The organism is uncultured Ferrovibrio sp. (assembly GCF_937960835.1).
Taxonomy (GTDB): domain Bacteria; phylum Pseudomonadota; class Alphaproteobacteria; order Ferrovibrionales; family Ferrovibrionaceae; genus Ferrovibrio.
The window spans coordinates 203523-225954 of sequence record NZ_CALGPC010000009.1 but is presented as its reverse complement, the minus strand read 5'-3'; the positions used below and the strand labels follow the sequence as shown (position 1 = coordinate 225954).

The window sequence follows — 22432 nt, the reverse complement described above, 5'->3', positions numbered from 1 at the left end:
TTGTTTCTCTGTCCTGGACTTTCATAGAGCAAAAACCGGCCCCTTGCCGCAAGCTTTACCCAACGTCACCAGCTTGCCTCGCCTGGGCGCGGGTTTTACCCTGTCGCCCATCAAGGGAGAGAAACATGAACCTCGACTTCACGCCGGAAGAGCGTGCTTTCCGCGAAGAGGTACGCAGCTTCATCCGCGACAATCTGCCCCCGGCACTGGCCGAGAAGAGCCGCCGCAACATTCACCTCGCCAAGGAAGACTACGTCGCTTGGCACAAGATCCTGCACAAGCGCGGCTGGTCGGCACCGAACTGGCCGAAGGAATATGGCGGGCCGGGCTGGACGCCGGTGCAGAAATACATCTTCGACGAGGAATGCGCCGCTGCCGATGCGCCGCCGCTTTCGCCCTTTGGCATCTCCATGGTCGGCCCGGTGATCTATACTTTTGGCTCGGAAGAGCAGAAGAAGAAATATCTGCCGAGGATTCTGAGCATGGAGGATTGGTGGTGCCAGGGCTATTCCGAGCCGGGCTCGGGCTCCGATCTCGCCTCCCTGCGTACCCGCGCCGAAAGCGAGGGGGATCATTACATCGTTAACGGTCACAAGATCTGGACCACACAGGCGCATTTCGCAAACATGATGTTCTGCCTGGTGCGCACCGATCCGAATGCCAAGCCGCAGGAGGGCATTTCCTTCCTGCTGATCGATATGACCACTCCCGGCATCAGCGTCCGTCCGATCATCTCGATCGACGAAGGCCACAGCGTCAACGAGGTCTTCCTCGACAATGTACGCGTGCCGAAGGCGAACCTGATCGGCAAGGAAGGCAAGGGCTGGACCTACGCCAAGTTCCTGCTGGGGAATGAGCGCACCACAATTGCCGAGGTCGCGCGATCCAAGCAACGGCTGCGGCGGCTCAAGGAAATCGCCCGCGCCGAACAGGCTTTCGGTGCGCCGCTCCTGGATGAGCCGAGCTTCCGTGACAAGGTCGCTGCGGTGGAGATCGATCTGTTGGCGCTGGAATACACCAATCTCCGTGTGCTGGCGGCGGAGAATGAAGGCAAGGCTTTGGGCCCTGAAGTGAGCATGCTGAAAATCCGCGGCTCGGAAATCCAGCAGACCATCACCGAACTGGCCTGCGAGGCGCTTGGCTATTATGCCGCGCCTTACGAGCATCGGCCCGATGGCTCCAACCAGCCGCCAGTCGGTCCCGACTACGCGCAGGGCCGCATGGAATCCTTCCTCTACAATCGCGCAACCACGATTTATGGCGGATCGAATGAGATCCAGCGCAACATCATCGCCAAGATGGTGCTTGGTCTGTAACCGCTCTACGCAAGGATAGGCAGAATGGATTTTCAACTTTCCGAAGAACAGAAACTGCTAGCCGACAGCGTCGAGAGCTGGCTGCAGGACAAGTACGATTTCGAGCGCTGGCGCAAGCTGGTGAAGACCGATCTCGGCTATGCTGAAGAGAACTGGAAGGCGATGGCCGAACTCGGCTGGCTGGCCATGCCGCTGCCGGAAGAGGCAGGCGGTCTGGGCGGCGGCGCAGTCGAATGCATGCTGATTGCCGAACGCTTCGGCAAGCATCTGGTGGCCGAGCCGTATCTGTCCACCGTGGTGATCGGCGCAGGTCTGATCCTTGCCGCCGGCAGCAAGGCGCAGCAGGAGGAATGGCTGCCGCAAATCGCCGAGGGCAAGGCAAAATGGGCCTTTGCCTTTGCCGAGCATGGCGCGCGTTTCGTCCTGCATGAGGTGAATACGGCTGCGAAGAAGGCGGGTGAGGGCTGGATGATCTCCGGCAAGAAGATCGTCGTCTTCGATGCGCCGTCAGCGGACAAGCTGATCGTGCTGGCGCGCAGCGATGGCGCGGCCGCCGACCGGCAGGGCCTCGGCCTTTTCGTGGTGGATGCCAACGGCAAAGGCGTGACGCGGCAGGATTACCGCACCGTCGACAATCGCCGCGCCAGCGACATCCAGTTCGATAATGTGCCGGTCCTGGGCGTGCTGGGTGATCCGGGCAATGCTCTGGAGACGGTGGAGGCCGTGGTGGACCGCGCCATCGGCTATCTCGCCTCGGAAGCCGTCGGCGCGATGCAGGCGCTCTACGAGACGACACTGGCCTATCTGAAGACGCGCAAGCAGTTCGGCCGACCGATCGGTGATTTCCAGGTGCTGCAGCACCGCATGGTCGACATGATGATCCATGTCGAAAGCTCACGTTCGCTGGCGCTCCTTGCCAATCTCAAGGCCGATGCGGCGCCGGCCGAGCGGGCCAAGGCGGCCGCCGCGGCCAAGGTGCAGATCGGCAAATCGGGCCGCTGGGTCGGCCAGCAGTCGATCCAGCTGCACGGCGGCATGGGCATGACCGACGAGCTCAATGTCGGCCATTACATGAAGCGACTGATGATGATCGACACCTATTTCGGCCATGCCGACTACCACCAGCGCCGCTTCGCGGCTCTGGCCAACGCGGCGTAAGCCAGCCGGGATTTTTTTTGCGAAATGGCCGGTCGGGGTGTCCCGGCTGGCCATTTTCATTCTGGCTATCTCAGCGGGAACGAGCCGGCCGTCGGATTGCAGGCCAGGAATAGGAAAAAGCCCGGCGGGTGACCGCCGGGCTCTTTGTGGAAACCGGAACGTCTTGGGCGCTTAGGCGGCGTTGACCGCTTTCACGGCCTCGACGGCGCTCTCCGGATTCCAGTTGGTATAGGCCATGGCGCAATGCTGGGCGCAGTAGGGCTTGCCCGGCAGGGCGACATGATCGCAGAAGTCGAATTCCGAGCTTTTCGGATCGCCGATCGGCCATTTGCAGCGCGGACCGGTGGTTGGGGTCAGGGCTGCTAGCATGGCCGGGGTGAGCTGGGCCTGCTGCGACGCCTGACCGACAGGAGCGGCCTGCGGCGCCACGGCCGGCTCGGTCTTCACCTGCACCGGAGCGCGAGGTGCTGCGGGTGGCCCGGCCTGATGGCTGGGCGCGGGCCGGGGCTGTGCCGGCTTGTCGCTGCGCATGATGGGCGAGGCCCGTTTGGCCAGACCGATGCGATGAGCCTTTCCGACCACGGCGTTACGGGTCATGCCCAGCGCCTTGCCGATCTGGGTGATCGACTGGCCGCTTTCCCAAAGTTGAACCAGAAGTTTGACCTTCTCGTCCGTCCACACCATATCTAGCCCCCATTTCTGGACTGAGACGCTAGATGCAGTAAGGCCTTATTTTGGCTTTTGGGTCAACCGGACTCTGTCCTTATCCACAAGAATCTGATTCGGGGCTAGGGTTTAAGCCTGCGACAACCAGGGCCGAATCGGAATTATCCCCAAGATGTTGCGTTTCCGGACCCGCCCACGACTGACAGAGCCGCCTGCCGGCCCCGGATGCCTTATTCCGCGGCGCCCCCATCGGGGCGGGGGAGGCCGATCCTCGACCAGGCCATGCAGGACGAGGCGTTGCACCGCGCAGGGCCCGATACAGCCGATGTGATCGACTTCACACTCGCACCCGGCGATCTGGCGCGGTGGTCGCCCTACTTGGTGCATGGCTCCAGGCCAGTCGCACCGAGGCTGACCGCCGCTTCTATATCAACAGCTTTGTCATGGCCGAGCATTGTGATCATGGCGAATGGGCCCTCCGGGGCGGCCAGCCGGTGCCACTGGGCGAGGGGTCTTCACTGGTGCATTACGAGGCTTTGCATGAACGGCCCGAGCCGCATTTCATTGAGGAGTAAGGTCTCCCGATTGAAGCAAACTACCCGTCATGTCACGGTAATCTCATGATCAATCCCAGCGGCAGTTTCTCATTCGACCTGGTGATCTTCGGCGCGACCGGCGATCTGTCGTTGCGCAAATTGCTGCCAGCGCTTTATCTGCGCGATGCCGACGGGCAGCTCAATGACGATGCCCGCATCTTCGCGGTTGCGCGCAGCGAGCATGGCGACGATGAGTTTCGCGCGGTCGCCACCAAGGCATTACAACAGCATCTGCCGGCCAGTGAGATCAGCGCCGAACGGATGCAGCGTTTCACCAGGCGCATCCGCTATATCACCGTCGATGTGGAGGATCCGGCAGGTTATGCGCGACTGAATGCGGCGCTGGACGGTGATTGCGACCGCGTCCTGGTGTTTTACCTCGCCATGGCGCCACGCTTCTTCGGTGATGTCTGCCGCAATCTCGCCAAGGCGGGGCTGAACCGCCCGGCCGCCCGCGTGGTGCTGGAAAAGCCGATCGGCCACGATCTCGCCTCGGCGCAGGCGATCAACCAGGCGGTCGGCGCGGTGTTTTCGGAAGATCAGATCTTCCGCATCGATCATTACCTCGGCAAGGAGACGGTGCAGAACCTCATGGCGCTGCGCTTTGCCAATGCGCTGTTCGAGCCAATCTGGCATCGCGGTGTCATCGACCATGTGCAGGTCACAGTGGCCGAAAAAATCGGCGTCGAGGGCCGGGCGGGGTATTACGATCATGCCGGTGCCCTGCGGGACATGGTGCAGAACCATCTATTGCAGCTTTTGTGTCTGGTGGCGATGGAGCCGCCGAACGCCTTCAACGCCGATGCGGTGCGCGACGAGAAGCTGAAGGTGCTGCAGGCATTGTGTCCGATCACTGACCGCGCGGTGACGGAACGCACGGTGCGCGGCCAGTATACGGCGGGTGCGGTGGATGGCGTCGCCGTGCCGGGATATGCCACCGAGGTCGGCGATCCCTCGACCATGACGGAAACCTTCGTGGTGGTGAAGGCCGATGTGCAGACCTGGCGCTGGGCCGGCGTGCCGTTCTACCTGCGCACCGGGAAACGGCTGCCGCAGCGGCGTTCGGAGATCGTCGTGCAGTTCCGTCCGGTGCCGCATCTGATCTTCCCCGGCGCGACGCGCGACGTGGTGCCCAATCGCCTTGTTATCCGCGTGCAGCCGGATGAAGGCATCTCACTGCATATGATGACCAAGGTGCCGGGGCCCGGCGGCATGCGCCTGCGCCAGGCGCCGCTGAATTTGAGTTTCGCCGAGACCTTTCAGGGCCGTCAGCCGGATGCCTATGAACGTCTGCTGATGGATGTGGTGCGCGGCAATCCGATGCTGTTCATGCGCGGAGACGAGGTGGAAACCGCCTGGCGCTGGATCGAGCCGATCCTGGCCGGCTGGAACATGCAGGGCGATGCGCCGAAAACCTACACGGCGGGCAGCTGGGGCCCTTCGGCTGCCATCGGGCTGATCGAGCGCGATGGCCGCACCTGGCACGAGGACATGCGCTGACAATGCCTGAGTTGAAAAATGCCTGAATTGCTGGCCCATCTGCGCGACCGGCTCGGTCCGCATCTGAATGCAGCGGACGATCCCGCCGGCCGCGTGCGTCTGCAAACGCTGGTGCTGCTGCGCTGGATCGCCATCATCGGCCAGCTGCTGGCGATCCTGTTCGTGCATTTCGGCTTGGGCTTTCGTCTGCCGCTGCTGCCGGCTTTGATGGTGGTGGCGATTTCTGCGCTCCTCAACGTCATTCTGTTCGTCGTCTATCCGACGGCGAAGCGTCTAAGCGAAGCTGGTGCGGCCGGTTATCTGGCCTTCGACCTTGTGCAGTTATGCGCCTTGCTGTTTCTGACCGGCGGCGTGGAGAACCCGTTCTCGCTGCTGATCCTCGTGCCGGTGACGGTGTCGGCGACGATCCTTACCTTGCGCTCGACCGTGGCGTTGGGGACACTGGCGCTGATCCTGGCGGCGCTGCTGACGCTGTATCACTACCCGCTGCCCTGGGGTGCCGATCAGCCGGGAATCCAGTTGCCGCTGACCTTCCAGTGGGGCGCGTTTACCGCCATCGCGCTCGGCACCCTGTTCATCGCCGCCTATGCCTGGCAGGTGGCGGAAGAAGCGCGGCGCATGTCGGATGCCTTGGCGGCGACGCAGATGGCTCTGGCGCGTGAGCAGCAGGTTTCGGCGCTTGGCGGCCTCGCGGCGGCGGCGGCGCATGAGCTCGGCTCGCCGCTGGGCACCATCGCGGTCGTCGTGAAAGAGATGAGCCGCGACGTGCAGCCAGATTCGCCGCAGGCCGAGGATATCGCGCTGCTGCAAAGCCAGGTGGACCGCTGCCGCGAAATCCTTGCGCGGCTGGCGCGCCGTCCTTCCGCGGAAGTGACCGAAACCTTCTCCGATCTTGGCATTGCCAATCTGGTCGAGATGGCGGCTCAGCCCTGGCGGCGTGATGCCATCGACTTCTCGATTAAGCTGAAGGGCAGTGGCGATGCGCCGATCCTGCCGCGCCGGCCCGAGATCATCCATGGCTTGAGCAACCTGCTGCAGAACGCGATGGAGTTCGCCCGTGCCAGCGTGGTCGTCGAAGTGGCCTGGGATGACCGCATGGTGCAGCTCGACATTCTCGACGATGGCCCTGGCTTGAATGTCGATATCCTCTCGGCGCTCGGCGAGCCTTATGTGACCAGCCGGCCCGATAGCGGCGGCATGGGGCTTGGCGTCTTCATCGCCATGAACCTGTTGCGTCGCAGCGGCGCGACCCTGTCCTTTGCGAATCGGCTGGGCGGCGGCACCCGCGCCCGGGTTCATTGGCCGCGCACGGCATTGGGCAGCAAGGCCGGGTAAACCAGCCCGCCTGCGGGCGTTATAAGACAGTAAGGTAGCACCGCCCAGGGGTTGCACGGTGCCGGGGGTGGAGTACATTCAGGCATCATGACCGACAACACTCTTCTGATCGTGGATGACGACGAGCCGCTGCGGATGCGTCTGGCGCGGGCGATGGAGAAGCGGGGCTATCAGGTGCAGACCGCCGATAGCGTCGCAGTCGGCATCCAGATGGCCCGCACGCGGCCACCTGCTTATGCGGTGGTCGATCTGCGTCTCACCGACGGTAACGGCCTAGACGTCGTCAGCGCGATCCGGCAGGTGCGTCAGGATGCCCGCGTTGTCATGCTGACCGGCTATGGCAACATCGCCACCGCGGTCGCCGCGGTGAAAGCCGGCGCTGTCGATTATCTGCCCAAGCCCGCCGATGCCGATGATGTGGATCGTGCGCTTAAGGTCGGCAATGCGGCGCATCCGCCGCCACCGGACGAGCCGATGTCGGCAGAACGCGTGCGCTGGGAGCATATCCAGCGCGTCTTCGAGCTTTGCGACCGTAACGTTTCCGAAACCGCGCGCCGCCTGAAGATGCATCGCCGCACGTTGCAGCGCATCCTCGCCAAGCGCTCGCCGCAATAGGACGCCATGTTCATCGAGGAGGCCAGGCTGCCGCCCGGACTCCGGATCTATGCGATCGGCGACATTCATGGCCGCGTCGATCTGCTTGAGCGCTTGCATGCACTGATCGAGGCCGATCTCGCCGACGCGCCCGAGCGGCGCGTGATCGTTTATCTCGGCGATTACATCGATCGCGGCGCTCATTCGGCACAGGTGATCGAGCGCATCTGTCGCCACCATCCCGGCAATGCTGAAGTGGTTGCGCTGCTCGGCAATCACGAAGCGATGATGCTGGAATTTCTCGATGCGCCTTATGGCGGTTCGCTGTGGCTCGCCAATGGCGGCGATGCGACGCTGGCCAGCTACAAGGTGCGGGTGCCGGCCTCCTATGACGAATTGCTGATCACTCAGCGCGCGCTGCGCCATGCCCTGCCGCGGCATCATTGGCAGTTCCTGGAGAGCCTGCCGGTGGAGGTACGCTTCGGCGACTATCTGTTCGTACATGCCGGAATCAAGCCGGGGCTGCCGCTCGACCGGCAGGCGCGCGAGCACATGATCTGGATTCGCGACGCCTTCCTTGATTCGGAGGCCGATCACGGGGTCGTGGTGGTGCACGGCCATACCATCGTGCATGAGGTGGAATGGCGCCCCAACCGGATCGGCATCGATACCGGAGCCTATACCACCGGGCGGCTGACCGCCCTGGTGCTGGAAGGGGCCGAGCGCCGCCTGCTGCAGACGTAGGACGCGCGAGACCCTTGTCGTCCCGGGGAAGAGGGGGCCCACAGCCACGCAGCGGGCGACCCTTCCTGACTCAAGGTCTGGAATTCAGCGCCCCGGCGGTGTATCGAAAGCCATGTCCGAACTCGTTCCCGAACTGACCGATTTCACTGGCGCCCGCGTTCTCGTGGTCGGCGACGTGATGCTGGATCGCTTCGTCTATGGCGGGGTGCAGCGCATCTCGCCCGAGGCGCCGATCCCGGTTATGCAGACCGAACGCGAGATCGTCATGCCGGGCGGCGCCGGCAACGTAGCGCGCAACCTCGCAGCTCTGGGTGCCCATGCCATGCTGATCGGCCTGGTCGGCGATGACGCCGCGGCGGATGAGTTAAACGATGCGCTGGCGCTGGATACCGGCATCACCGCGCGTCTGGTGGTGGACGAAACCCGCCGCACCATCGAGAAAACCCGTTTCATCGGCGGCCGGCAACAGCTTCTGCGCGTCGACCGCGAAAGCCGCATTCCGCCGAGCGACGAAAGCATTGAAGCCCTGATCGAAGCCGCCACCGAAGCGATGAATGACTGCGCCGTGGTGGTGCTGTCGGATTATGCCAAGGGCGCGATTTCCGAGCGCGTCATCATCGCTCTGGTCGCGGCGGCGGCAAAAGCCGGCAAGCCGGTGCTGGTCGATCCCAAGGGCAGCGATTACAGCCGCTATCACGGCGTGCATCTGGTGACGCCGAACCGGCAGGAAGCTGCGCTCGCCACCAAGCAAGCTTGCGATACCGACGACAGCGTGGTCGCTGCCGGCCGCAAGCTGCTGCAGGAATGCGGCATCGCCAATGTGCTGATCACCCGCGGCGCGGCGGGCATGACCTTGCTGCAGAACGGCGATGCGCCGTTGCATCTGCCGGCCGAGGCGCGCGAGGTCTTCGACGTCTCCGGCGCGGGAGATACCGTGATGGCGACCATCGCGGCGGCGCTCGCGGTCGGCCGCAGCTTGCCGCAGGCTGCAAGGCTTGCGAATGCCGCAGCCGGCATTGTGGTCGGCAAGGTCGGCACGGCAGTGGTGCATCCGGATGAATTGCGCCGCGCCCTGCACATGCCTGAACCGCATGGCATCGATGCGAAGGTCGTGTCGCGCCAGCAGGCAAAGGAGCGCGTCGATCTGTGGCGCAGCCATGGCGAGCGGATCGGCTTTACCAACGGCGTGTTCGATCTTCTGCATTCCGGGCATCTGGCGCTGCTGGCGGAAGCGCGCGCGGCCTGCGACCGGCTGATCGTCGCCATCAATGCCGATTCATCGGTGAAGAAGCTGAAGGGGCCGACGCGCCCCGTGCAGGACGAGCAGCATCGCGCGCGTCTCTTGGCGGCCCTGAGCATGGTGGATCTGGTGATCGTGTTCACCGAAGACACGCCGATCCCGCTGCTGGAAATTCTGCAGCCGGATCTGCTGATCAAGGGCGGCGACTATACCGTCGATCAGGTCGTCGGCGCCGATATCGTGCGCGCCTATGGCGGCGAGGTTCGCGTCTCACGCCACGTTGCCGGCCAGAGCACGACCAAGACCATCGAAAGATTGCGGAGCTAGGCGATGGCGGATTCCGCCACGCTGCAGGTCGATGTCGCAATCCTGGGCGGCGGTATTGCCGGCCTGTGGCTGCTGGCGCGGCTGCGCCAGGCGGGCTACAGCACGCTGCTGCTGGAAAGCCAGGCATTGGGTGCCGGGCAGACCATCGCCTCTCAGGGCATCATCCATGGCGGGCTCAAATACGCGATCGATCTGAAGCTGGGCGGCGCCAGCGACGCGCTGGCCGACATGCCGGCGCGCTGGCGCGCCTGCCTTAATGGAACCGGTGAGATCGACCTGCGCGCGGCAAAAGTCGCAACCGAGCGGCATCTTTTCTGGGCACGCAAGTCGCTGGTCAGCCGCATAACCGGCTTCTTCGGCAGCAAACTGCTGCGCGGCCGGGTGGATCAGCTCGATGCCACGCAGTGGCCCGAAGCCTTGCGCGACCCCGAGCATGTCGGCGCCGTCTATGCACTGGACGAAATTGTGTTGGACGTGCCAGCTTTGGTGGCGGTTTTGGCGGCGGCGCACCGGCCTTTCATCAAGAAGATCGAGCCCGGCATTCGCCTCGATGCGCGGCCGGATAGCGTGACGGTTGAAGCGCGGGACGATCGGGGCCGTGCTTACAGGATCGCCGCGGCAAGGCTGATCGCCACGGCAGGCAAGGGTAATGAAGACGTCCTGAGCCAGATCGGCGCGCCCGCGAAAGCCGCGCAGCGTCGTCCGCTGCATATGGTGATGCTGGACAATGCGGCTGCGCCGCTCTGGGCGCATTGTTTCGATGCCGGCGACAAGCCGCGTGTCACCATCACCACGCATCGGCGCAGCGATAACCGCTTGGTCTGGTATATCGGCGGACTAATCGCCGAAAACGGTGTGAAGCAGTCGCCCGCTGAACTGATCGCCACCGCCAAAACTGAATTGTCGCTGCTGCTGCCGCGGCTTGATTTCAGCCACAGCCGTTTCGCCACGCATCCGGTGGATCGCGCGGAGGGCGCGACACCTGATGGCTCCAAGCCGGACGGCCCGGTGCTGCAGCGCCACGGCGCGGTCTGGATCGCCTGGCCGACCAAGCTCGCGCTGTCGCCGCAACTGGCGGATCAGGTACTGGCGGATTTGCCGCCGGCATCGCGGCCGCCGGTAGAAGCAGCCGAATGGGCAACCCCCGATATTGCTAAAGCGCCATGGGAGACCGCGGCATGGAGCTGAGGCCGCTCGGCAGCACCGGTATCAAGGTCAGCCTGCTGGGGCTGGGCACAGTGAAGCTTGGCCGCAATGAAGGCGTGAAATATCCTCGCCCTTTCGATCTGCCGGATGACCGCAGCGTTGTCGCGCTGCTGGAAACCGCGCAATCGCTCGGCATCAATCTTCTCGATACGGCGCCAGCTTATGGCCGCAGTGAGGAGCGGCTTGGCGCCCTGCGGCCCGGCCGGCGCGAAGACTGGGTGATCGTCACCAAGGCAGGCGAGACCTTCGAGCGCGGGGAATCGTTTTTCGATTTTTCGCCAGCGGCGGTCCAGACTTCGGTCGAGCGCAGCCTGCGCCGGCTGCGCGTGGATTACCTGGATGGCGTGCTGCTGCATTCAGACGGCAGCGGCGAGGATGGCGACCGTTTCCTGCCGGCGGCTGAAGCGCTTCTGCGGCTGAAGGAGCAGGGCAAGCTGCGCGCAACCGGCTTTTCGGGCAAGACGGTCGCCGGTGGCCTGAAGATGCTTGGGCACGTCGATCTGCTGATGGTGACCTACAATGCCGGATACCGCGACGAGCAGGTGGTGATTGATGCCGCCAGGCAGGCCGGCAAGGGCATCCTGATCAAGAAGGCTCTGGCCAGCGGCCATGCCGCCGATCCGGCGCAGGCCCTGGCCGACATCGCCGCCCTGCCGGGCGTTTCCTCCATCGTCGTGGGGACCATGTCGCCCGACAATCTGCGCAAGAATGCGCAAGCGGTGACGGCCGCGCTGAGGTAAGATGAGCGGATGGACGACAGAGCGCGGATAGACAGGGAAGCAAACACGGGAGCGGAGGCCGAGGCCGCCGCGCAGGAATTCCTCGCCTTCGGCTGGCAGCCGGCCGAGCTTTCGGTTCCTGGCGCCGAGGGCGATGCGAAAACCGTCTCCGGCTTCCGCCATGGCGATTTCGGCGCCTATCTGCAGGGCGGCGCTTGGATGGTGCTGGCGATCCCGGCCAATCTGGTGCTGGGCCAATTGCCGAGCGCTTCGGCCGTGCGCCGTTTTGCTGCCAAATGCGTCAGCTTCCCGGCTCAGCCCAACGGCGCCATCATCGGTGCGGCGCGACAGGCAATGTTGCAGGCGGTCGAAGAAGAGCTTGCGATGGCACGGCAGGCGGCTGATCTTTTGGAAGCCAAGATCGAAGACCTGCTGAGCAGCATTGATGACATCCGCGCCAAGGCGATCCTGTTCGCGCGCGACGACGAAACGGAATAAGCGGACAGAGCGCGGTTAGCTGCGGCCGAGCCGCGGCACTTCCTGCAGGCTGTGGATATAAACAGCGGCCACTTGTGGCCCCTGCAGAGCGCGGTTGATCTGATACAGCAGGCGTTGCTTCAAGCCTTCCAGATCGTGCTCGTAGACGCGGCCATTGCGGCCGAGCGGCTCGCGATTGAGCTCCATGATCACGGCATTGTAGACACGCGGCATCAGGGTATCGACCGCGCGGGCGTTATCGACTGTTGCGCAATCAAGGCTGAGCGTCATGATCACCATGCTGCCCGGCGGGCCGGCTACCGGCGCGGTGACGGCATCGACAGTCAGGACCGGCGTGGTGATCGGCGGCTTCTCCGGCGGCGCGTCGGCGCTTTTCTTTTTCTTCTCCTCCTGCGCGGTGGCGGGCATGGCGGCAAAAGCCACCAAGGCCGCGCTGGCAGCCAGGAACCGGCGGCGGGGCAGGGCGCTATGAGCGTTCGCGCGTCGCATGGAAGCGGATTTTATCCCACTTTTTCTCCGTGTAGGAGAGTTCCCAGGCATTGCGGGCCAGAAAGACCGGGGCGCCGTCGCGGTCATCGGCCATGGCACCGCGATTCTGCTCGATGAACTGGTCCAGGTCCGCCTTGTTCTCGGCATCGACCCAGCGGGCGGTCTCATACGGCGCGGTCTCAAAGCCGACATCGAGGTTGTATTCCTCGGACAGGCGAGCGGCCAGCACGTCGAGCTGCAGCGGCCCGACCAGGCCAACGATCCAGTCGGCGCCGATCCGCGGGCGGAAGACCTGGGTGACGCCTTCCTCGGCCAGATCCTCCAGCGCGCGCTGCAGATGCTTGGCCTTCATCGGGTCGGACAGGCGTACGCGGCGCAGGATTTCCGGTGCAAAATTGGGGATGCCGGTAAAGCGCAGGTCTTCTGCCTCGGTCAGCGTGTCGCCCACACGCAGCGTACCGTGGTTTGGGATGCCGATGATGTCGCCCGGCCAGGCCTCGTCCGCCAGCGAACGGTCGCGGGCGAAGAACAGCGTCGGGTTGCTCACCGTGATCGGCTTGCCGCTGCGCACCTGCTTTAGCTTCATGCCGCGCTTGAAATGGCCCGAGCAGAGCCGCAGGAAGGCTACGCGGTCGCGATGGTTCTTGTCCATATTGGCCTGGACCTTGAACACGAAGCCGGTGACGGCCTTTTCGGTCGGCTCGACCATGCGCTTCTCGGACGGCTGCGGCCGTGGTGGCGGCGCGAAGCGGCCAAGGCCTTTCAGCAACTCGTCGACGCCGAAATTCTTCAACGCCGTGCCGAAATAGACCGGCGTCATATGGCCCTGCCGGTAAGCCTCAAGATCGAAAGGCGGGCAGGCGGCTTCGATCAGTTCCAGGTCTTCCCGAAGCTTGGAGCGCTGCTCGACGGTGAGCAGTTCCTCGGCGCGCGGATCGTCCAGGCCGTTTTCCAGGATGATCACTTCCGGCTCGAGATTCTTGTTCTCTTTGCCGGTCAACAGCAGCCGCCTGCCGAACAGGTCGTAGCAGCCCTTGAAATCCATGCCCATGCCGATCGGCCAGTTGGCGGGGACGCAATCGAGAGCAAGCGTGGAAGCGACTTCGTCCAGCAGCGCAAAAGGATCCTGGCTTTCGCGGTCCATCTTGTTGACGAAGGTGATGATCGGCATGTCGCGCAGGCGGCAGACCTCGAACAGCTTGCGCGTCTGGCTCTCGATACCCTTGGCGGCGTCCAGCACCATCACTGCGCTGTCGACGGCGGTCAGAGTACGGTAGGTATCCTCGCTGAAGTCTTCGTGGCCCGGCGTGTCGAGCAGGTTGAAGGTCCAGCCCTCGTATTCGAAATTCATCACCGAGGTGGAGACTGAGATGCCGCGCTGCTGCTCGATCTTCAGCCAGTCCGAACGCGCACGCCTGTTCTCGCCGCGCGCCTTCACCGCGCCGGCCAGGTGGATCGCGCCGCCGAACAGCAGCAGCTTTTCGGTCAGCGTGGTCTTACCGGCGTCAGGATGCGCGATGATGGCAAAGGTGCGCCGGGCGCCGATAGGGTCAGGTTGACCTTGGGCGCCCGGAACGGCGAGGGCGGGTTCGGACATCGTACTCTTGGACTACCTCTGAAGCTCGGCCCTCATATGGGGCATGGTCAGCGGTCGTTCCACCCCTTGCCGGCCTCTGCGCGCTCGACCAGCAGCTTGGCCGGTTCCCAGAACTTGCCGTGGATCTTGTGGAAGCCGCGGATCGTGGCGAGCACCTTGTCGAGGCCGATCTGCTCGGCCCAGAACATCGGCCCGCCCCGATAAACGGGGAAGCCATAGCCGAAAAGGTAGACAATGTCGATATCGCTGGCCCGGATGGCGATGCCTTCCTCCAGGATTTTGGCGCCCTCATTGACCAGCGGATACATGCAGCGCTGGACGATCTCCTCGTCGGAAATCTCCCGCCGTTCAATGCCTTGCTCCTTGGCGGCCTGCAGGATGATGTCCTGCACCACGGGGTCGGGCAGGGCATTGCGGCCTTCGTATTTGTAGAAGCCGGCGCCGGTTTTCTGCCCGAAACGGCCCATTTCGCAAAGCCGGTCGGCCACGGGCGAATAACGTTCGTCCTTGGGGCGCAGATGCGCCTTGCCCTTGCGGATACGCCAGCCGACATCCAGACCGGCCAGGTCGCTCATGCGGAACGGCCCCATGGCAAGGCCGAATTCCTCCAATGCGCGGTCGACCTGCTCGGGCGTGGCGCCTTCCTCCAGCAGGAAATTCGCCTCCCGCAGATAGCCGTGCAGCATGCGGTTGCCGATGAAGCCGTCGCAATTGCCGGCCAGCACGGGCACTTTCTTCAGCGTCTTGCCCAGCGCCATGACGGTCGCGATGGTCTCGGGCGAGGATTTCGCGCCGCGCACGTTTTCCAGCAGCCGCATGACATTGGCCGGGCTGAAGAAATGCGTGCCGATCACATCCTGCGGCCGCTGCGTTACAGACGCGATTTCATCGATATCGAGCGTCGAGGTGTTGGTGGCCAGTACCGCGCCCGGCTTCATGATCTTGTCGAGCCTGGCGAAGACCTCCTTCTTGACGTTCATCTCCTCGAACACTGCCTCGATGACGATATCGGCGTCGGCGATATCCTCGTAGCGTTGTGTGCCCGAGATCAGCTTCATGGCGCGGTCCATTGCTTCCTGCTTCATCGAGCCGCGCTGCACGGAGGTCGCGTAGTTCCTCTCGATCACGCCAAGGCCGCGCGCGAGCGCTTCCTGCGAGACTTCTAGGATCTTCACCGGGATGCCGGCATTGGCGAAGTTCATTGCTATGCCGCCGCCCATCGTGCCGGCGCCGATCACGGCTGCCGACCTGATCGGCTTCGGTTTCACGTCGGCCGGCAGGTCGGGGATTTTCTGCGCTTCGCGCTCGGCGAAGAAGGCATGGATCTGGGCCGCACGCTGCGGACTGTTCATGCATTCGAAAAACAGCTCACGCTCCTTCTGCAGGCCCTGGTCGATTGGCATGCTGGTAGCGGCCTCGACGGCGTCGATGCAGCGCCAGGGCGCCAGGAAGCCCTTGGCCTTGCGCTCTATGCTCTTGCGGTAGTCGGCAAACACCGCCGGATCGACATTGCTGATCTTGGCGTTCATGTCGCGCACCAGCCGCAGCGGGCGCTTCTCCGCCACCACCGTTTTGGCGAAGGCAATCGCGCCCTCGCGCAGATCGCCGCTGACGATCTGGTCGATGACGCCAAGCTCCAGTGCCTTCTTCGCCGCAATCGGATTGCCCGAGACGATCATGTCGAGCGCGAGCTTCGGCCCGATCAGGCGCGGCAGGCGCTGCGTGCCGCCGGAGCCGGGAATGACGCCGAGCTTCACTTCCGGCAGGCCGACCTGGGCGTTTTCGACGGCGACGCGCCAATGGCAGGTGAGCGACACCTCGAAGCCGCCGCCCAAAGCCGTGCCATGCAGCGCAGCCACTACGGGCTTCTTCATTGCTTCGATGCGGGCCAGCACTTCCGGCAGGTAGGGCTTCAGCGGCGGCTTGCCGAATTCCTTGATGTCGGCACCGGCAATGAAGGTGCGGCCGCCGCCGATGATCACGGCTGCCTGCACGGCAGGATCGGCATCTGCCTTGTCCAGCGCGGCAATCAGTCCGGCGCGCACCGCCTGGCTGAGTGCATTGACGGGCGGGTTTTCGACGGTGAGGATGGCGACGCCGTCCTGAACGGCGTAGACGACAGGGTCGGTCACGTTTCTCTCCCGAATTTTATGCATCGCTCTCGGATAAATCCGGTTATAGCCGACTGGTGTGAGCCCGGCAAAACTCTTGGCCTGCCGTTACGTCAGCGCTAAGTGACAAATATGTATGATTTTTCTGAGAATGAGGTCGAACGCCCGCGCTGGTATGCGGTGCTGCTGGCAGTGCTGCTGCATGCATTGCTGGTAGGTGTCCTCGTTCTCCAGCCCTGGGCCTGGCAGATACCGGCGCAGCCGCCGCAAATTCTTGCCGAGTTCGTGCTGCCCGAGCCGCCCAAGCCTGCGCCGCCGCCCGCGCCCGAGCCGCCGGCGCCGTCACCGCAGGCGCAGCCCACACCGGCCCGCCCAGCGCCACCGCCGCCGCAATTGCAGCGCGCGCCGATCGCCGAGGAATCCACCTCCGCGCCGGGTGCCGGCGACAAGGCGACCGAACAGCGCGAACCCACGGCCGAAGAAGCGCCGAAGCCGGAAGCGAGGCCGGCCCAGCGCAGTCCAGAGGCAGCGCCTCGCCCGCAAGCGCCGCGTCCGCAGCCGCAGGCCCAGCGGCAGGCCGGCAACCGTCAGGCTGGAAGCGGCCGCGCCGCCGGCAGCCCTGGCGAGACGATGACGCAGTCGGAAAGCGACTTCTTCCTCAGCCAGATCGTTGCGGCCTGGGTGATCGATTTTCGCGCGCCGCAGTTCCGCGACATCGAGATCTTCGGCAATTACATGGTGCTGCCCAACGGCATGCTGGCACCGCCGTTCGGCAAGAACGATCCTTGGGACATGCGGGCGATGATCAACAACTGGGATGAGATCGCCAATGCCGAAGGTCCACGGGCCACAGCGTTCCGCACCGCCATCGAGACCTTCCTGCGCGCCATGCGGCTGGCACAGCCTTTCAAGATGCCGCCCAATGCAGAAGGCTATCCGAAGGTACTGCGCCTCGATTTCCGCGTCGGCGATCTCTAGCCGGGATTTCAGCGCGGCGGGATGCCTTTGCGCGCCCGCACCATGCAAAGCACACCGAGCAGGGTGACAAAGGCCATCAGCAGATAGCCGTCGGCATAGGAGATGCCAAGCTTGTCATGCATCAGCGCGAAGCCGGACGGGCCGACGATGACGCCGGCAAAGGTGATGCTAAGCGTGGCGCCGGTAGCCAGCCCGATGCTCTGCCGCGGCGCCTGGCGAGCGATGACGGCCATGAAGACGCCGTTCCAGCCCACCGCGCAGAAGCCGAACAGCGCCACGACGGCGGCAATCAGCACGACCGGCCATGACACGGTGATCATCGCGGTGAGGATCGAGGCGGTCATGGCGACGATGCCGTTGAGGATCAGCACTTTCGAGCCTGAGCGCAGCCGGTCGGCCAGCCAGCCCCAGCCGAGGCGTCCGGCGGCGCCAGCGGTCTGCGCGATTGCCAGCAGACTGCCGGCCAGCACGAGATCGATGCCGACTTCCGTGACGAGATAGGTGACCAGCAATCCGGTCAGGCTGAGCTGCACGGCGGAATAGGCGAACGAGCACAGCGCCAGCCAGCGCAGAATGGGATGCCGCCAGATCAGGGTTAGCCCGGCATGCGGCGAGATGAACAGGCGTGCGTCCGCCTGACGGTCACCATCCCAGTCGGCGCGTACCCGCATCAGGATCAGGCTGAGCGCCAGAGCCAGCAGCGCGCAGGCGATCAATCCGGCCTGCCAGTTCAGCCACAGCGTGATCGGCGGAATCAGCAATCCGGCCAGGATGCCGCCGATTGGCACGCCACATTGCTTGATCGAGAAAATGAGATTCATATGCGCGCCGCTGCGGGTGCGCGACAGAAGATGCGAGGCCGCCGGATTGGTGCAGCCATAGCCCAGTCCGATCACCAGCGCGCCAAGCGCAAGGCTCGTCAGTGTGCCGATGCTGGACAGCAGGCAGCCCAGCGCAGCCAGCCAAAGTGCCAACTGGCTTGCCCGTGTGGCGCCCAGCCGTTTGACGAAGCCGCCGCCGATCAGGGACGAGACCACTGCGCCGAAATAGATGATGCTCACCTGATAGCCCACCAGCGCCGGGCCGATGCCAAGATCGGCCGCGGCCTCTGGCGCGATGGCCGAAAGCACCAGTGCGCAAAGCGTGGTCAGGGACTGCGTCGCCAGCGTCGCCGCCAGAACCTGCCAGACCGGCAGCAGAGCAGGCTCTTGGCTGGCGGCGGTGTCACTCATGGCCGGGCAGCCTTCATTGTTGAACCTGGGCGGCCTGCAGCATGGCGCGATACTTCCTCAAGCCGTCGCGCATCTCTGCCAGCACCGGCGCTGCAAACTCATTTTGCTGAATGGCCTGCCAATAGGCGAGCAGGTTAGGGCGGCGCTCGATCAGGTTCTCGCCGATCACCGGCGCCAACACTTCGGCAACGTTGAACAGCAGCGGCGCCAGCGCGCAATCGGCCTGGGTGAAGCGCTGGCCCACGGCATAGCCGCCCGGCGCAACATAAAGATCGAGATATTTCAGGCCGCGCCCGATCTCAGGCAAAGTCTGCTCGATCGCCGCGCGGTTTCCAGGCTCGGTAAACAGCAGCTTGAAGAAGTCGTTCAGGCCCGGCGAGAGATAAAGATCGGCCAGCCGCACCAGCAGCGATATCTGCGCGCATTCCACCAAATCGCCCGCATAAAGCGACGGACCCGCAAGCTCACCGTCGAGATAGGCGCAAATCACTTCCGATTCCGGCAGGATGCGGCCGTCATCCAGCACCAGCGCCGGCACTTTGCCGAGCGGCGTAATCGCACGGTATTCCTCCGCCCGTGGCGGCGGGATCAGTTCGATCTCAGCACCCTTTGCCCGCAGGAACATGCGCACCCGCGCGGCATAGGGTGACGTAGGCAGGGAATAGAGCTTCATGACACTGTTTCGCTCGATAAAGCCGCCTGTCGTAACGCGGCCCAGTCGACCAGCTTTTCGCGCGGGCTGCCCTGGCGGGCAGCCTTGATTTCGGCGGCTTCGATGCGCTTCCAGCCCATCCAGTCGACCGGTGTTAGGCCTTGCTGCGCCAGCCAGGCGTCAAGCGCGGCATTGCCCGATTTCGCCGGCGCGGTGTCGTTGGCGAAATCCGCGAGTATCCGGTCAGCCACCATTTTTGCTTCCGCGCGATTGGTCGGGATCGTGCCCGATGGACCGCGCTTGGCCCAGCCGACCACATAAAGTCCGTCGGCGACCTTGCCATCCTGGTTAGGGATGATGCCGTGCTGATCGGGTTGCGGCAGATCGCCATGCACGGCAGTGCGGTAGCCGATGGCGCTGATCACCGTGCCGACATCGAGCGTGCGATTGGCCAGTTTCAAGCCCTCGACCCGGCTCTTGCCTAGCACGGCTTCCGGCACGCTGTGGAAAAGGAAATGCAGCTTGATGGGCTTGGCGTCGCTGCGGGCGGCGAATTCATGCAGCAACTGGAGATTCTTCTCCTTGATCTTCGCTTCCGCCGGATCGATCCCGGCAGGCAAAGCGTTTGGCAGATCGGCTTTATTGACCACCGGGCGGACGCGCTCTAAGCGGCCAAGTTCGGCCAGTTCGGCGCTGGTGAAGCTCGCTTCCGCCGGCCCGCGGCGGCCGATCAGATAGAGGTCGGTCAGCGGCGCGGCAGCGATGGCTTTAGCGGCATGGGCGCAGATATCACTGGCCGCCATCTCGGCCGGGGTCTTGCCCAGCACGCGCACGATGTCGACGGCGACATTGCCCACGCCGATCACGGCGACGCCCGTCCGGTCGAGCAGCGGGTTCAGGCCGTAATAATCCGGATGGCCGTTATACCAGCCGACAAAGGCCATCGAGCCATAGCGGCCGGGCAGGTCTTCGCCGGGGATACCAAGGGGCCGGTCGGCATGGGCACCCAACGCCAGCACGATGGCGTCGTAATGCTCGGCCAGCCGGGCCAGCGGCAAATCCTGGCCGACAGCGATATTGCCGACAAATCGCAGATTGCTGCTGCCGAACAGCCGGTCGAACTGGCGGGTCACCGCCTTGGTGCCCTGATGGTCCGGGGCCACACCGAAGCGGACCAGGCCGAACGGGGTCGGCAGGCGGTCAAAGACGTCGATCTTCAGTTCGGGACGCTGCTTCAGCAGGGCGTCGGCGCAGAACAGGCCCGACGGGCCGCTGCCGATGATAGCGATATGGTGCAGCACGGCTTTATTTCAGTTATGATACGTCGACGCCGCAACCTTAGTGCAGCCTGCCCCCAGGATGCAAACTTGCCTAACGCAAACCAGCCAGAGTCTGTAAACCTGAGCCCGCCTACCGGACATTGATTCCCCGAAAAGTGATTTCGGCTTTGCCCAAGCGGTCCGGCCTTCCCCTCTTGCAAAACATCCTCTCCCAGACATGACCACGGAAGACGATCCTCCCAGTTACCGCGTCCTCAACCCCGAGGGCCGGGCGCCGGTCCTTTTGATTTGCGATCATGCCAGCCGTCTGGTGCCGGCTGAGATGAACCACCTCGGCCTGCCGGATGAAGAACTGTCCCGCCATATCGGATGGGACCCCGGCACGGCTGCGATTGCGGAACGGCTCTGCGTTGCACTGGATGCGCCGGCGGTATTGTCGGGTGTGTCGCGTCTGGTGGTCGATTGCAACCGGCGGCCGGACGATCCGACCCTGATCTGTGAGGTCAGCGACGGCACCATCGTGCCGGGCAATCGCGGCATCGATGCTGCCGAGCGCGAACGCCGCCTGCAGAGATATTTCTATCCTTATCATCGTGCAGTGGACGAGATGATGGAGGTGGTCAAGCGCCGCACGCCGACGCCGGCGCTGATCTCGATCCACAGCTTCACGCCGCGCATGCGTGTTCAGGCTGTCGACCGCCCCTGGCATATCGGCGTGGTGTGGGACCGGGACGACCGTTTGGCTGCGCCGCTGCTGCAGGCGTTGCGCGATGAAGGCGATCTCGTGGTCGGCGATAACGAGCCTTACAGCGGCCGCGATCATTCCGGCTATTCGATCTTCGCGCATGGCCAGAATCTCGGCTTGCATCATGTGATGATCGAAGTGCGCCAGGATCTGGTCAGCCACGAGGAAGGCGCGGCAGAATGGGCGGTGCGGCTGGAACGCTGCTTTCGCCGCATGCTGGCGGAAGCCGGATTGTGGACCTCCGTCGCCGCCAGCGCGGCCTGAGGATGCATTGAGGGGCAAGATGCTGGGGATCGGCGATTTCACCATCGGCATCGAGGAAGAATATCTGCTGGTGGATCGCGAAACCGGCGTGCTGGCTGTCGAGCCGCCGGAAGCGATGCTGGCCGAATGCGAAGGTTTGGTCGGCGGTCAGGTCAATCCGGAATTCCTCAAATGCCAGATCGAGGCTTCCACGAAGATCTGCCGCAACGTCACGGAACTGCGCACCGATCTGGTGCAGCTGCGCAGCGCGATCTCGGAAGTCGCGTCACGTCATGGTCTGGCGCCGATTGCCGCTTCCACGCATCCTTTCGCGCGCTGGACCGAGCAGCGCCATACCGCAAAGGAACGCTATGACCGCCTCGCCCGCGATCTTGCCGGCGTTGCTCGCCGCCTGATCATCTGCGGCATGCATGTCCATGTGGGCATTCCCGATGAGGATCTGCGCATCGACCTGATGAATCAGGTCAGCTATTTCCTGCCGCATCTGATGGCGCTGTCGGCATCCTCGCCCTTCTGGCAGGGCGAGGAGACCGGCCTGCAATCCTATCGCGTTTCCGTCTTCGACAGCCTGCCGCGCACCGGCCTGCCCGAACGGCTGGAGACCTGGGGCGAGTATCAGCGCTTGGTCAACCGCCTGGTCCAGGCCGGGCTGATCGAGGATGCCACCAAGCTGTGGTGGGACATTCGTCCCTCGGCGCGTTATCCAACCCTGGAGATGCGGGTGACCGATGTCTGCACCCGGCTGGATGATGGCATCTGCGTTGCCGCGCTGTATGTCTGCCTGCTGGCTGTTCTGACGCGGCTGAAGCAGAAAAACCAGCGCTGGCGCATCTATGCCAATACGCTGATCGACGAGAATCGCTGGCTGGCCCAGCGTTACGGCACGGCCGGCAAGCTGGTCGATTTCGGCAAGGGCGAGGCAGTGCCGTATGCCGATCTGCTGGAAGAACTGATCGAACTGACCCGAGAGGAGGCCGTAGCCTTGGGCTGCCTGGCCGAAGTCGAGCGGGCGCGCGGCATCCTCAAGCGCGGCACCTCGGCCCAGCGGCAGTTGCAAGTCTACCGCGACGCGCTACATGCTGGGATGGACAAGGACGCGGCGCTGAAAGCCGTGGTGGATTGGCTGGTTGCGGAGACAGTGAACTTCACCATTCCCGAATAGGCCGGCCAGAGTGAGAAGAGGGT

General features: G+C 64.0%; 21 protein-coding genes. 14 read left to right on the top strand and 7 right to left on the bottom strand.

Annotated elements, in window-relative coordinates; translation table 11 throughout:
- The first annotated feature begins 125 nt into the window (after positions 1–125).
- Together Q0603_RS09430 and Q0603_RS09425 are read left to right on the top strand one after the other, a co-directional pair.
- Positions 126–1316 carry an acyl-CoA dehydrogenase family protein gene (locus Q0603_RS09430; protein WP_298724942.1) on the top strand — a complete coding sequence of 397 codons (1191 nt, stop codon included), beginning with the start codon at positions 126–128 and terminating at the stop codon, positions 1314–1316.
- A 24-nt stretch (positions 1317–1340) separates the two neighbouring features.
- Positions 1341–2474 carry an acyl-CoA dehydrogenase family protein gene (locus Q0603_RS09425; protein WP_298724941.1) on the top strand — a complete coding sequence of 378 codons (1134 nt, stop codon included), beginning with the start codon at positions 1341–1343 and terminating at the stop codon, positions 2472–2474.
- Positions 2475–2645: 171 nt separating this feature from the next.
- Here Q0603_RS09425 and Q0603_RS09420 read toward each other — a convergent pair whose 3' ends face one another.
- On the bottom strand, positions 2646–3158 hold the full coding sequence (locus Q0603_RS09420; protein ID WP_298724940.1) for a GcrA family cell cycle regulator: 513 nt from the start codon (positions 3156–3158) through the stop codon (positions 2646–2648).
- 347 nt (positions 3159–3505) lie between these two features.
- On the opposite strand from Q0603_RS09420, the gene Q0603_RS09415 reads away from it, so the two are divergent.
- From Q0603_RS09415 to Q0603_RS09375, 9 genes are all read left to right on the top strand, one after another.
- Complete coding sequence (locus tag Q0603_RS09415) at positions 3506–3715, top strand: hypothetical protein (RefSeq protein ID WP_298724939.1); 210 nt, start codon at positions 3506–3508, stop codon at positions 3713–3715.
- A gap of 45 nt (positions 3716–3760) precedes the next feature.
- Positions 3761–5236, top strand: a complete 1476-nt coding sequence (zwf, locus tag Q0603_RS09410; protein ID WP_298724938.1) for a glucose-6-phosphate dehydrogenase — start codon at positions 3761–3763, stop codon at positions 5234–5236.
- Between the two features lie 18 nt (positions 5237–5254).
- Complete coding sequence (locus tag Q0603_RS09405) at positions 5255–6571, top strand: ActS/PrrB/RegB family redox-sensitive histidine kinase (RefSeq protein ID WP_298724937.1); 1317 nt, start codon at positions 5255–5257, stop codon at positions 6569–6571.
- An 87-nt stretch (positions 6572–6658) separates the two neighbouring features.
- Positions 6659–7186, top strand: a complete 528-nt coding sequence (locus tag Q0603_RS09400) for an ActR/PrrA/RegA family redox response regulator transcription factor (RefSeq protein WP_298724936.1) — start codon at positions 6659–6661, stop codon at positions 7184–7186.
- Positions 7187–7192: 6 nt separating this feature from the next.
- Entirely contained in the window at positions 7193–7909 is a 717-nt protein-coding gene (locus Q0603_RS09395) for a metallophosphoesterase family protein (RefSeq protein ID WP_298724935.1), read from the top strand.
- A gap of 112 nt (positions 7910–8021) precedes the next feature.
- Positions 8022–9476 carry a bifunctional D-glycero-beta-D-manno-heptose-7-phosphate kinase/D-glycero-beta-D-manno-heptose 1-phosphate adenylyltransferase HldE gene (hldE, locus tag Q0603_RS09390; RefSeq protein WP_298724934.1) on the top strand — a complete coding sequence of 485 codons (1455 nt, stop codon included), beginning with the start codon at positions 8022–8024 and terminating at the stop codon, positions 9474–9476.
- A gap of 3 nt (positions 9477–9479) precedes the next feature.
- Complete coding sequence (locus tag Q0603_RS09385) at positions 9480–10664, top strand: FAD-dependent oxidoreductase (RefSeq protein WP_298724932.1); 1185 nt, start codon at positions 9480–9482, stop codon at positions 10662–10664.
- Positions 10655–11422, top strand: coding sequence for an aldo/keto reductase (locus tag Q0603_RS09380; protein ID WP_298724930.1), 768 nt, complete (start codon positions 10655–10657; stop codon positions 11420–11422). The genes Q0603_RS09385 and Q0603_RS09380 overlap by 10 nt, the downstream gene beginning before the upstream one ends.
- A 9-nt stretch (positions 11423–11431) precedes the next feature.
- On the top strand, positions 11432–11899 hold the full coding sequence (locus Q0603_RS09375; RefSeq protein ID WP_298724928.1) for a hypothetical protein: 468 nt from the start codon (positions 11432–11434) through the stop codon (positions 11897–11899).
- Positions 11900–11914: 15 nt separating this feature from the next.
- Here Q0603_RS09375 and Q0603_RS09370 read toward each other — a convergent pair whose 3' ends face one another.
- Genes Q0603_RS09370 through Q0603_RS09360 form a run of 3 tightly spaced genes read right to left on the bottom strand, consistent with a single transcriptional unit; the run spans position 11915 to position 16117 of the window.
- Entirely contained in the window at positions 11915–12388 is a 474-nt protein-coding gene (locus Q0603_RS09370) for a flagellar basal body-associated FliL family protein (RefSeq protein ID WP_298724926.1), read from the bottom strand.
- Positions 12366–13985: a peptide chain release factor 3 gene (locus tag Q0603_RS09365; protein ID WP_298724924.1), complete on the bottom strand. Its 1620-nt coding sequence runs from the start codon at positions 13983–13985 to the stop codon at positions 12366–12368. The genes Q0603_RS09370 and Q0603_RS09365 overlap by 23 nt, the downstream gene beginning before the upstream one ends.
- Positions 13986–14032: 47 nt before the next feature.
- Positions 14033–16117, bottom strand: coding sequence for a 3-hydroxyacyl-CoA dehydrogenase NAD-binding domain-containing protein (locus Q0603_RS09360; RefSeq protein WP_298724922.1), 2085 nt, complete (start codon positions 16115–16117; stop codon positions 14033–14035).
- A 111-nt stretch (positions 16118–16228) separates the two neighbouring features.
- Here Q0603_RS09360 and Q0603_RS09355 point away from each other — a divergent pair, with 111 nt between their 5' ends.
- Positions 16229–17074, top strand: coding sequence for a hypothetical protein (locus Q0603_RS09355; RefSeq protein WP_298724920.1), 846 nt, complete (start codon positions 16229–16231; stop codon positions 17072–17074).
- Between the two features lie 8 nt (positions 17075–17082).
- On the opposite strand, the gene Q0603_RS09350 is transcribed toward Q0603_RS09355, so the two are convergent.
- Genes Q0603_RS09350 through Q0603_RS09340 form a run of 3 tightly spaced genes read right to left on the bottom strand, consistent with a single transcriptional unit; the run spans position 17083 to position 20259 of the window.
- Positions 17083–18306 (bottom strand): MFS transporter, encoded by a 1224-nt coding sequence (locus Q0603_RS09350; RefSeq protein WP_298724918.1) that lies wholly within the window; start codon positions 18304–18306, stop codon positions 17083–17085.
- Positions 18307–18319: 13 nt separating this feature from the next.
- On the bottom strand, positions 18320–18979 hold the full coding sequence (locus Q0603_RS09345; RefSeq protein ID WP_298724916.1) for a glutathione S-transferase family protein: 660 nt from the start codon (positions 18977–18979) through the stop codon (positions 18320–18322).
- Entirely contained in the window at positions 18976–20259 is a 1284-nt protein-coding gene (locus tag Q0603_RS09340) for an NAD(P)-binding protein (protein WP_298724914.1), read from the bottom strand. Before Q0603_RS09340 ends, Q0603_RS09345 begins: the two co-directional genes overlap by 4 nt.
- 196 nt (positions 20260–20455) lie before the next feature.
- Here Q0603_RS09340 and Q0603_RS09335 point away from each other — a divergent pair, with 196 nt between their 5' ends.
- Together Q0603_RS09335 and Q0603_RS09330 are read left to right on the top strand one after the other, a co-directional pair.
- Complete coding sequence (locus Q0603_RS09335; RefSeq protein WP_298724912.1) at positions 20456–21247, top strand: N-formylglutamate amidohydrolase; 792 nt, start codon at positions 20456–20458, stop codon at positions 21245–21247.
- A gap of 19 nt (positions 21248–21266) precedes the next feature.
- Complete coding sequence (locus Q0603_RS09330) at positions 21267–22409, top strand: carboxylate-amine ligase (protein ID WP_298724910.1); 1143 nt, start codon at positions 21267–21269, stop codon at positions 22407–22409.
- The last annotated feature ends 23 nt before the right edge of the window (positions 22410–22432 follow it).

Bases quoted from the DNA above. Each gene is read 5' to 3' on its own strand.
- Q0603_RS09330 (WP_298724910.1), top strand. From the start codon at position 21,267: ATGCTGGGGATCGGCGATTTCACCATCGGCATCGAGGAAGAATATCTG.
- Q0603_RS09400 (WP_298724936.1), top strand. From the start codon at position 6,659: ATGACCGACAACACTCTTCTGATCGTGGATGACGACGAGCCGCTGCGG.
- Q0603_RS09350 (WP_298724918.1), bottom strand. From the start codon at position 18,306: ATGAGTGACACCGCCGCCAGCCAAGAGCCTGCTCTGCTGCCGGTCTGG.
- Q0603_RS09355 (WP_298724920.1), top strand. From the start codon at position 16,229: ATGTATGATTTTTCTGAGAATGAGGTCGAACGCCCGCGCTGGTATGCG.
- zwf (WP_298724938.1), top strand. From the start codon at position 3,761: ATGATCAATCCCAGCGGCAGTTTCTCATTCGACCTGGTGATCTTCGGC.
- Q0603_RS09365 (WP_298724924.1), bottom strand. From the start codon at position 13,985: ATGTCCGAACCCGCCCTCGCCGTTCCGGGCGCCCAAGGTCAACCTGAC.
- Q0603_RS09370 (WP_298724926.1), bottom strand. From the start codon at position 12,388: ATGCGACGCGCGAACGCTCATAGCGCCCTGCCCCGCCGCCGGTTCCTG.
- Q0603_RS09345 (WP_298724916.1), bottom strand. From the start codon at position 18,979: ATGAAGCTCTATTCCCTGCCTACGTCACCCTATGCCGCGCGGGTGCGC.
- Q0603_RS09385 (WP_298724932.1), top strand. From the start codon at position 9,480: ATGGCGGATTCCGCCACGCTGCAGGTCGATGTCGCAATCCTGGGCGGC.
- Q0603_RS09395 (WP_298724935.1), top strand. From the start codon at position 7,193: ATGTTCATCGAGGAGGCCAGGCTGCCGCCCGGACTCCGGATCTATGCG.
- hldE (WP_298724934.1), top strand. From the start codon at position 8,022: ATGTCCGAACTCGTTCCCGAACTGACCGATTTCACTGGCGCCCGCGTT.
- Q0603_RS09375 (WP_298724928.1), top strand. From the start codon at position 11,432: ATGGACGACAGAGCGCGGATAGACAGGGAAGCAAACACGGGAGCGGAG.
- Q0603_RS09430 (WP_298724942.1), top strand. From the start codon at position 126: ATGAACCTCGACTTCACGCCGGAAGAGCGTGCTTTCCGCGAAGAGGTA.
- Q0603_RS09405 (WP_298724937.1), top strand. From the start codon at position 5,255: ATGCCTGAATTGCTGGCCCATCTGCGCGACCGGCTCGGTCCGCATCTG.
- Q0603_RS09335 (WP_298724912.1), top strand. From the start codon at position 20,456: ATGACCACGGAAGACGATCCTCCCAGTTACCGCGTCCTCAACCCCGAG.
- Q0603_RS09425 (WP_298724941.1), top strand. From the start codon at position 1,341: ATGGATTTTCAACTTTCCGAAGAACAGAAACTGCTAGCCGACAGCGTC.
- Q0603_RS09420 (WP_298724940.1), bottom strand. From the start codon at position 3,158: ATGGTGTGGACGGACGAGAAGGTCAAACTTCTGGTTCAACTTTGGGAA.
- Q0603_RS09380 (WP_298724930.1), top strand. From the start codon at position 10,655: ATGGAGCTGAGGCCGCTCGGCAGCACCGGTATCAAGGTCAGCCTGCTG.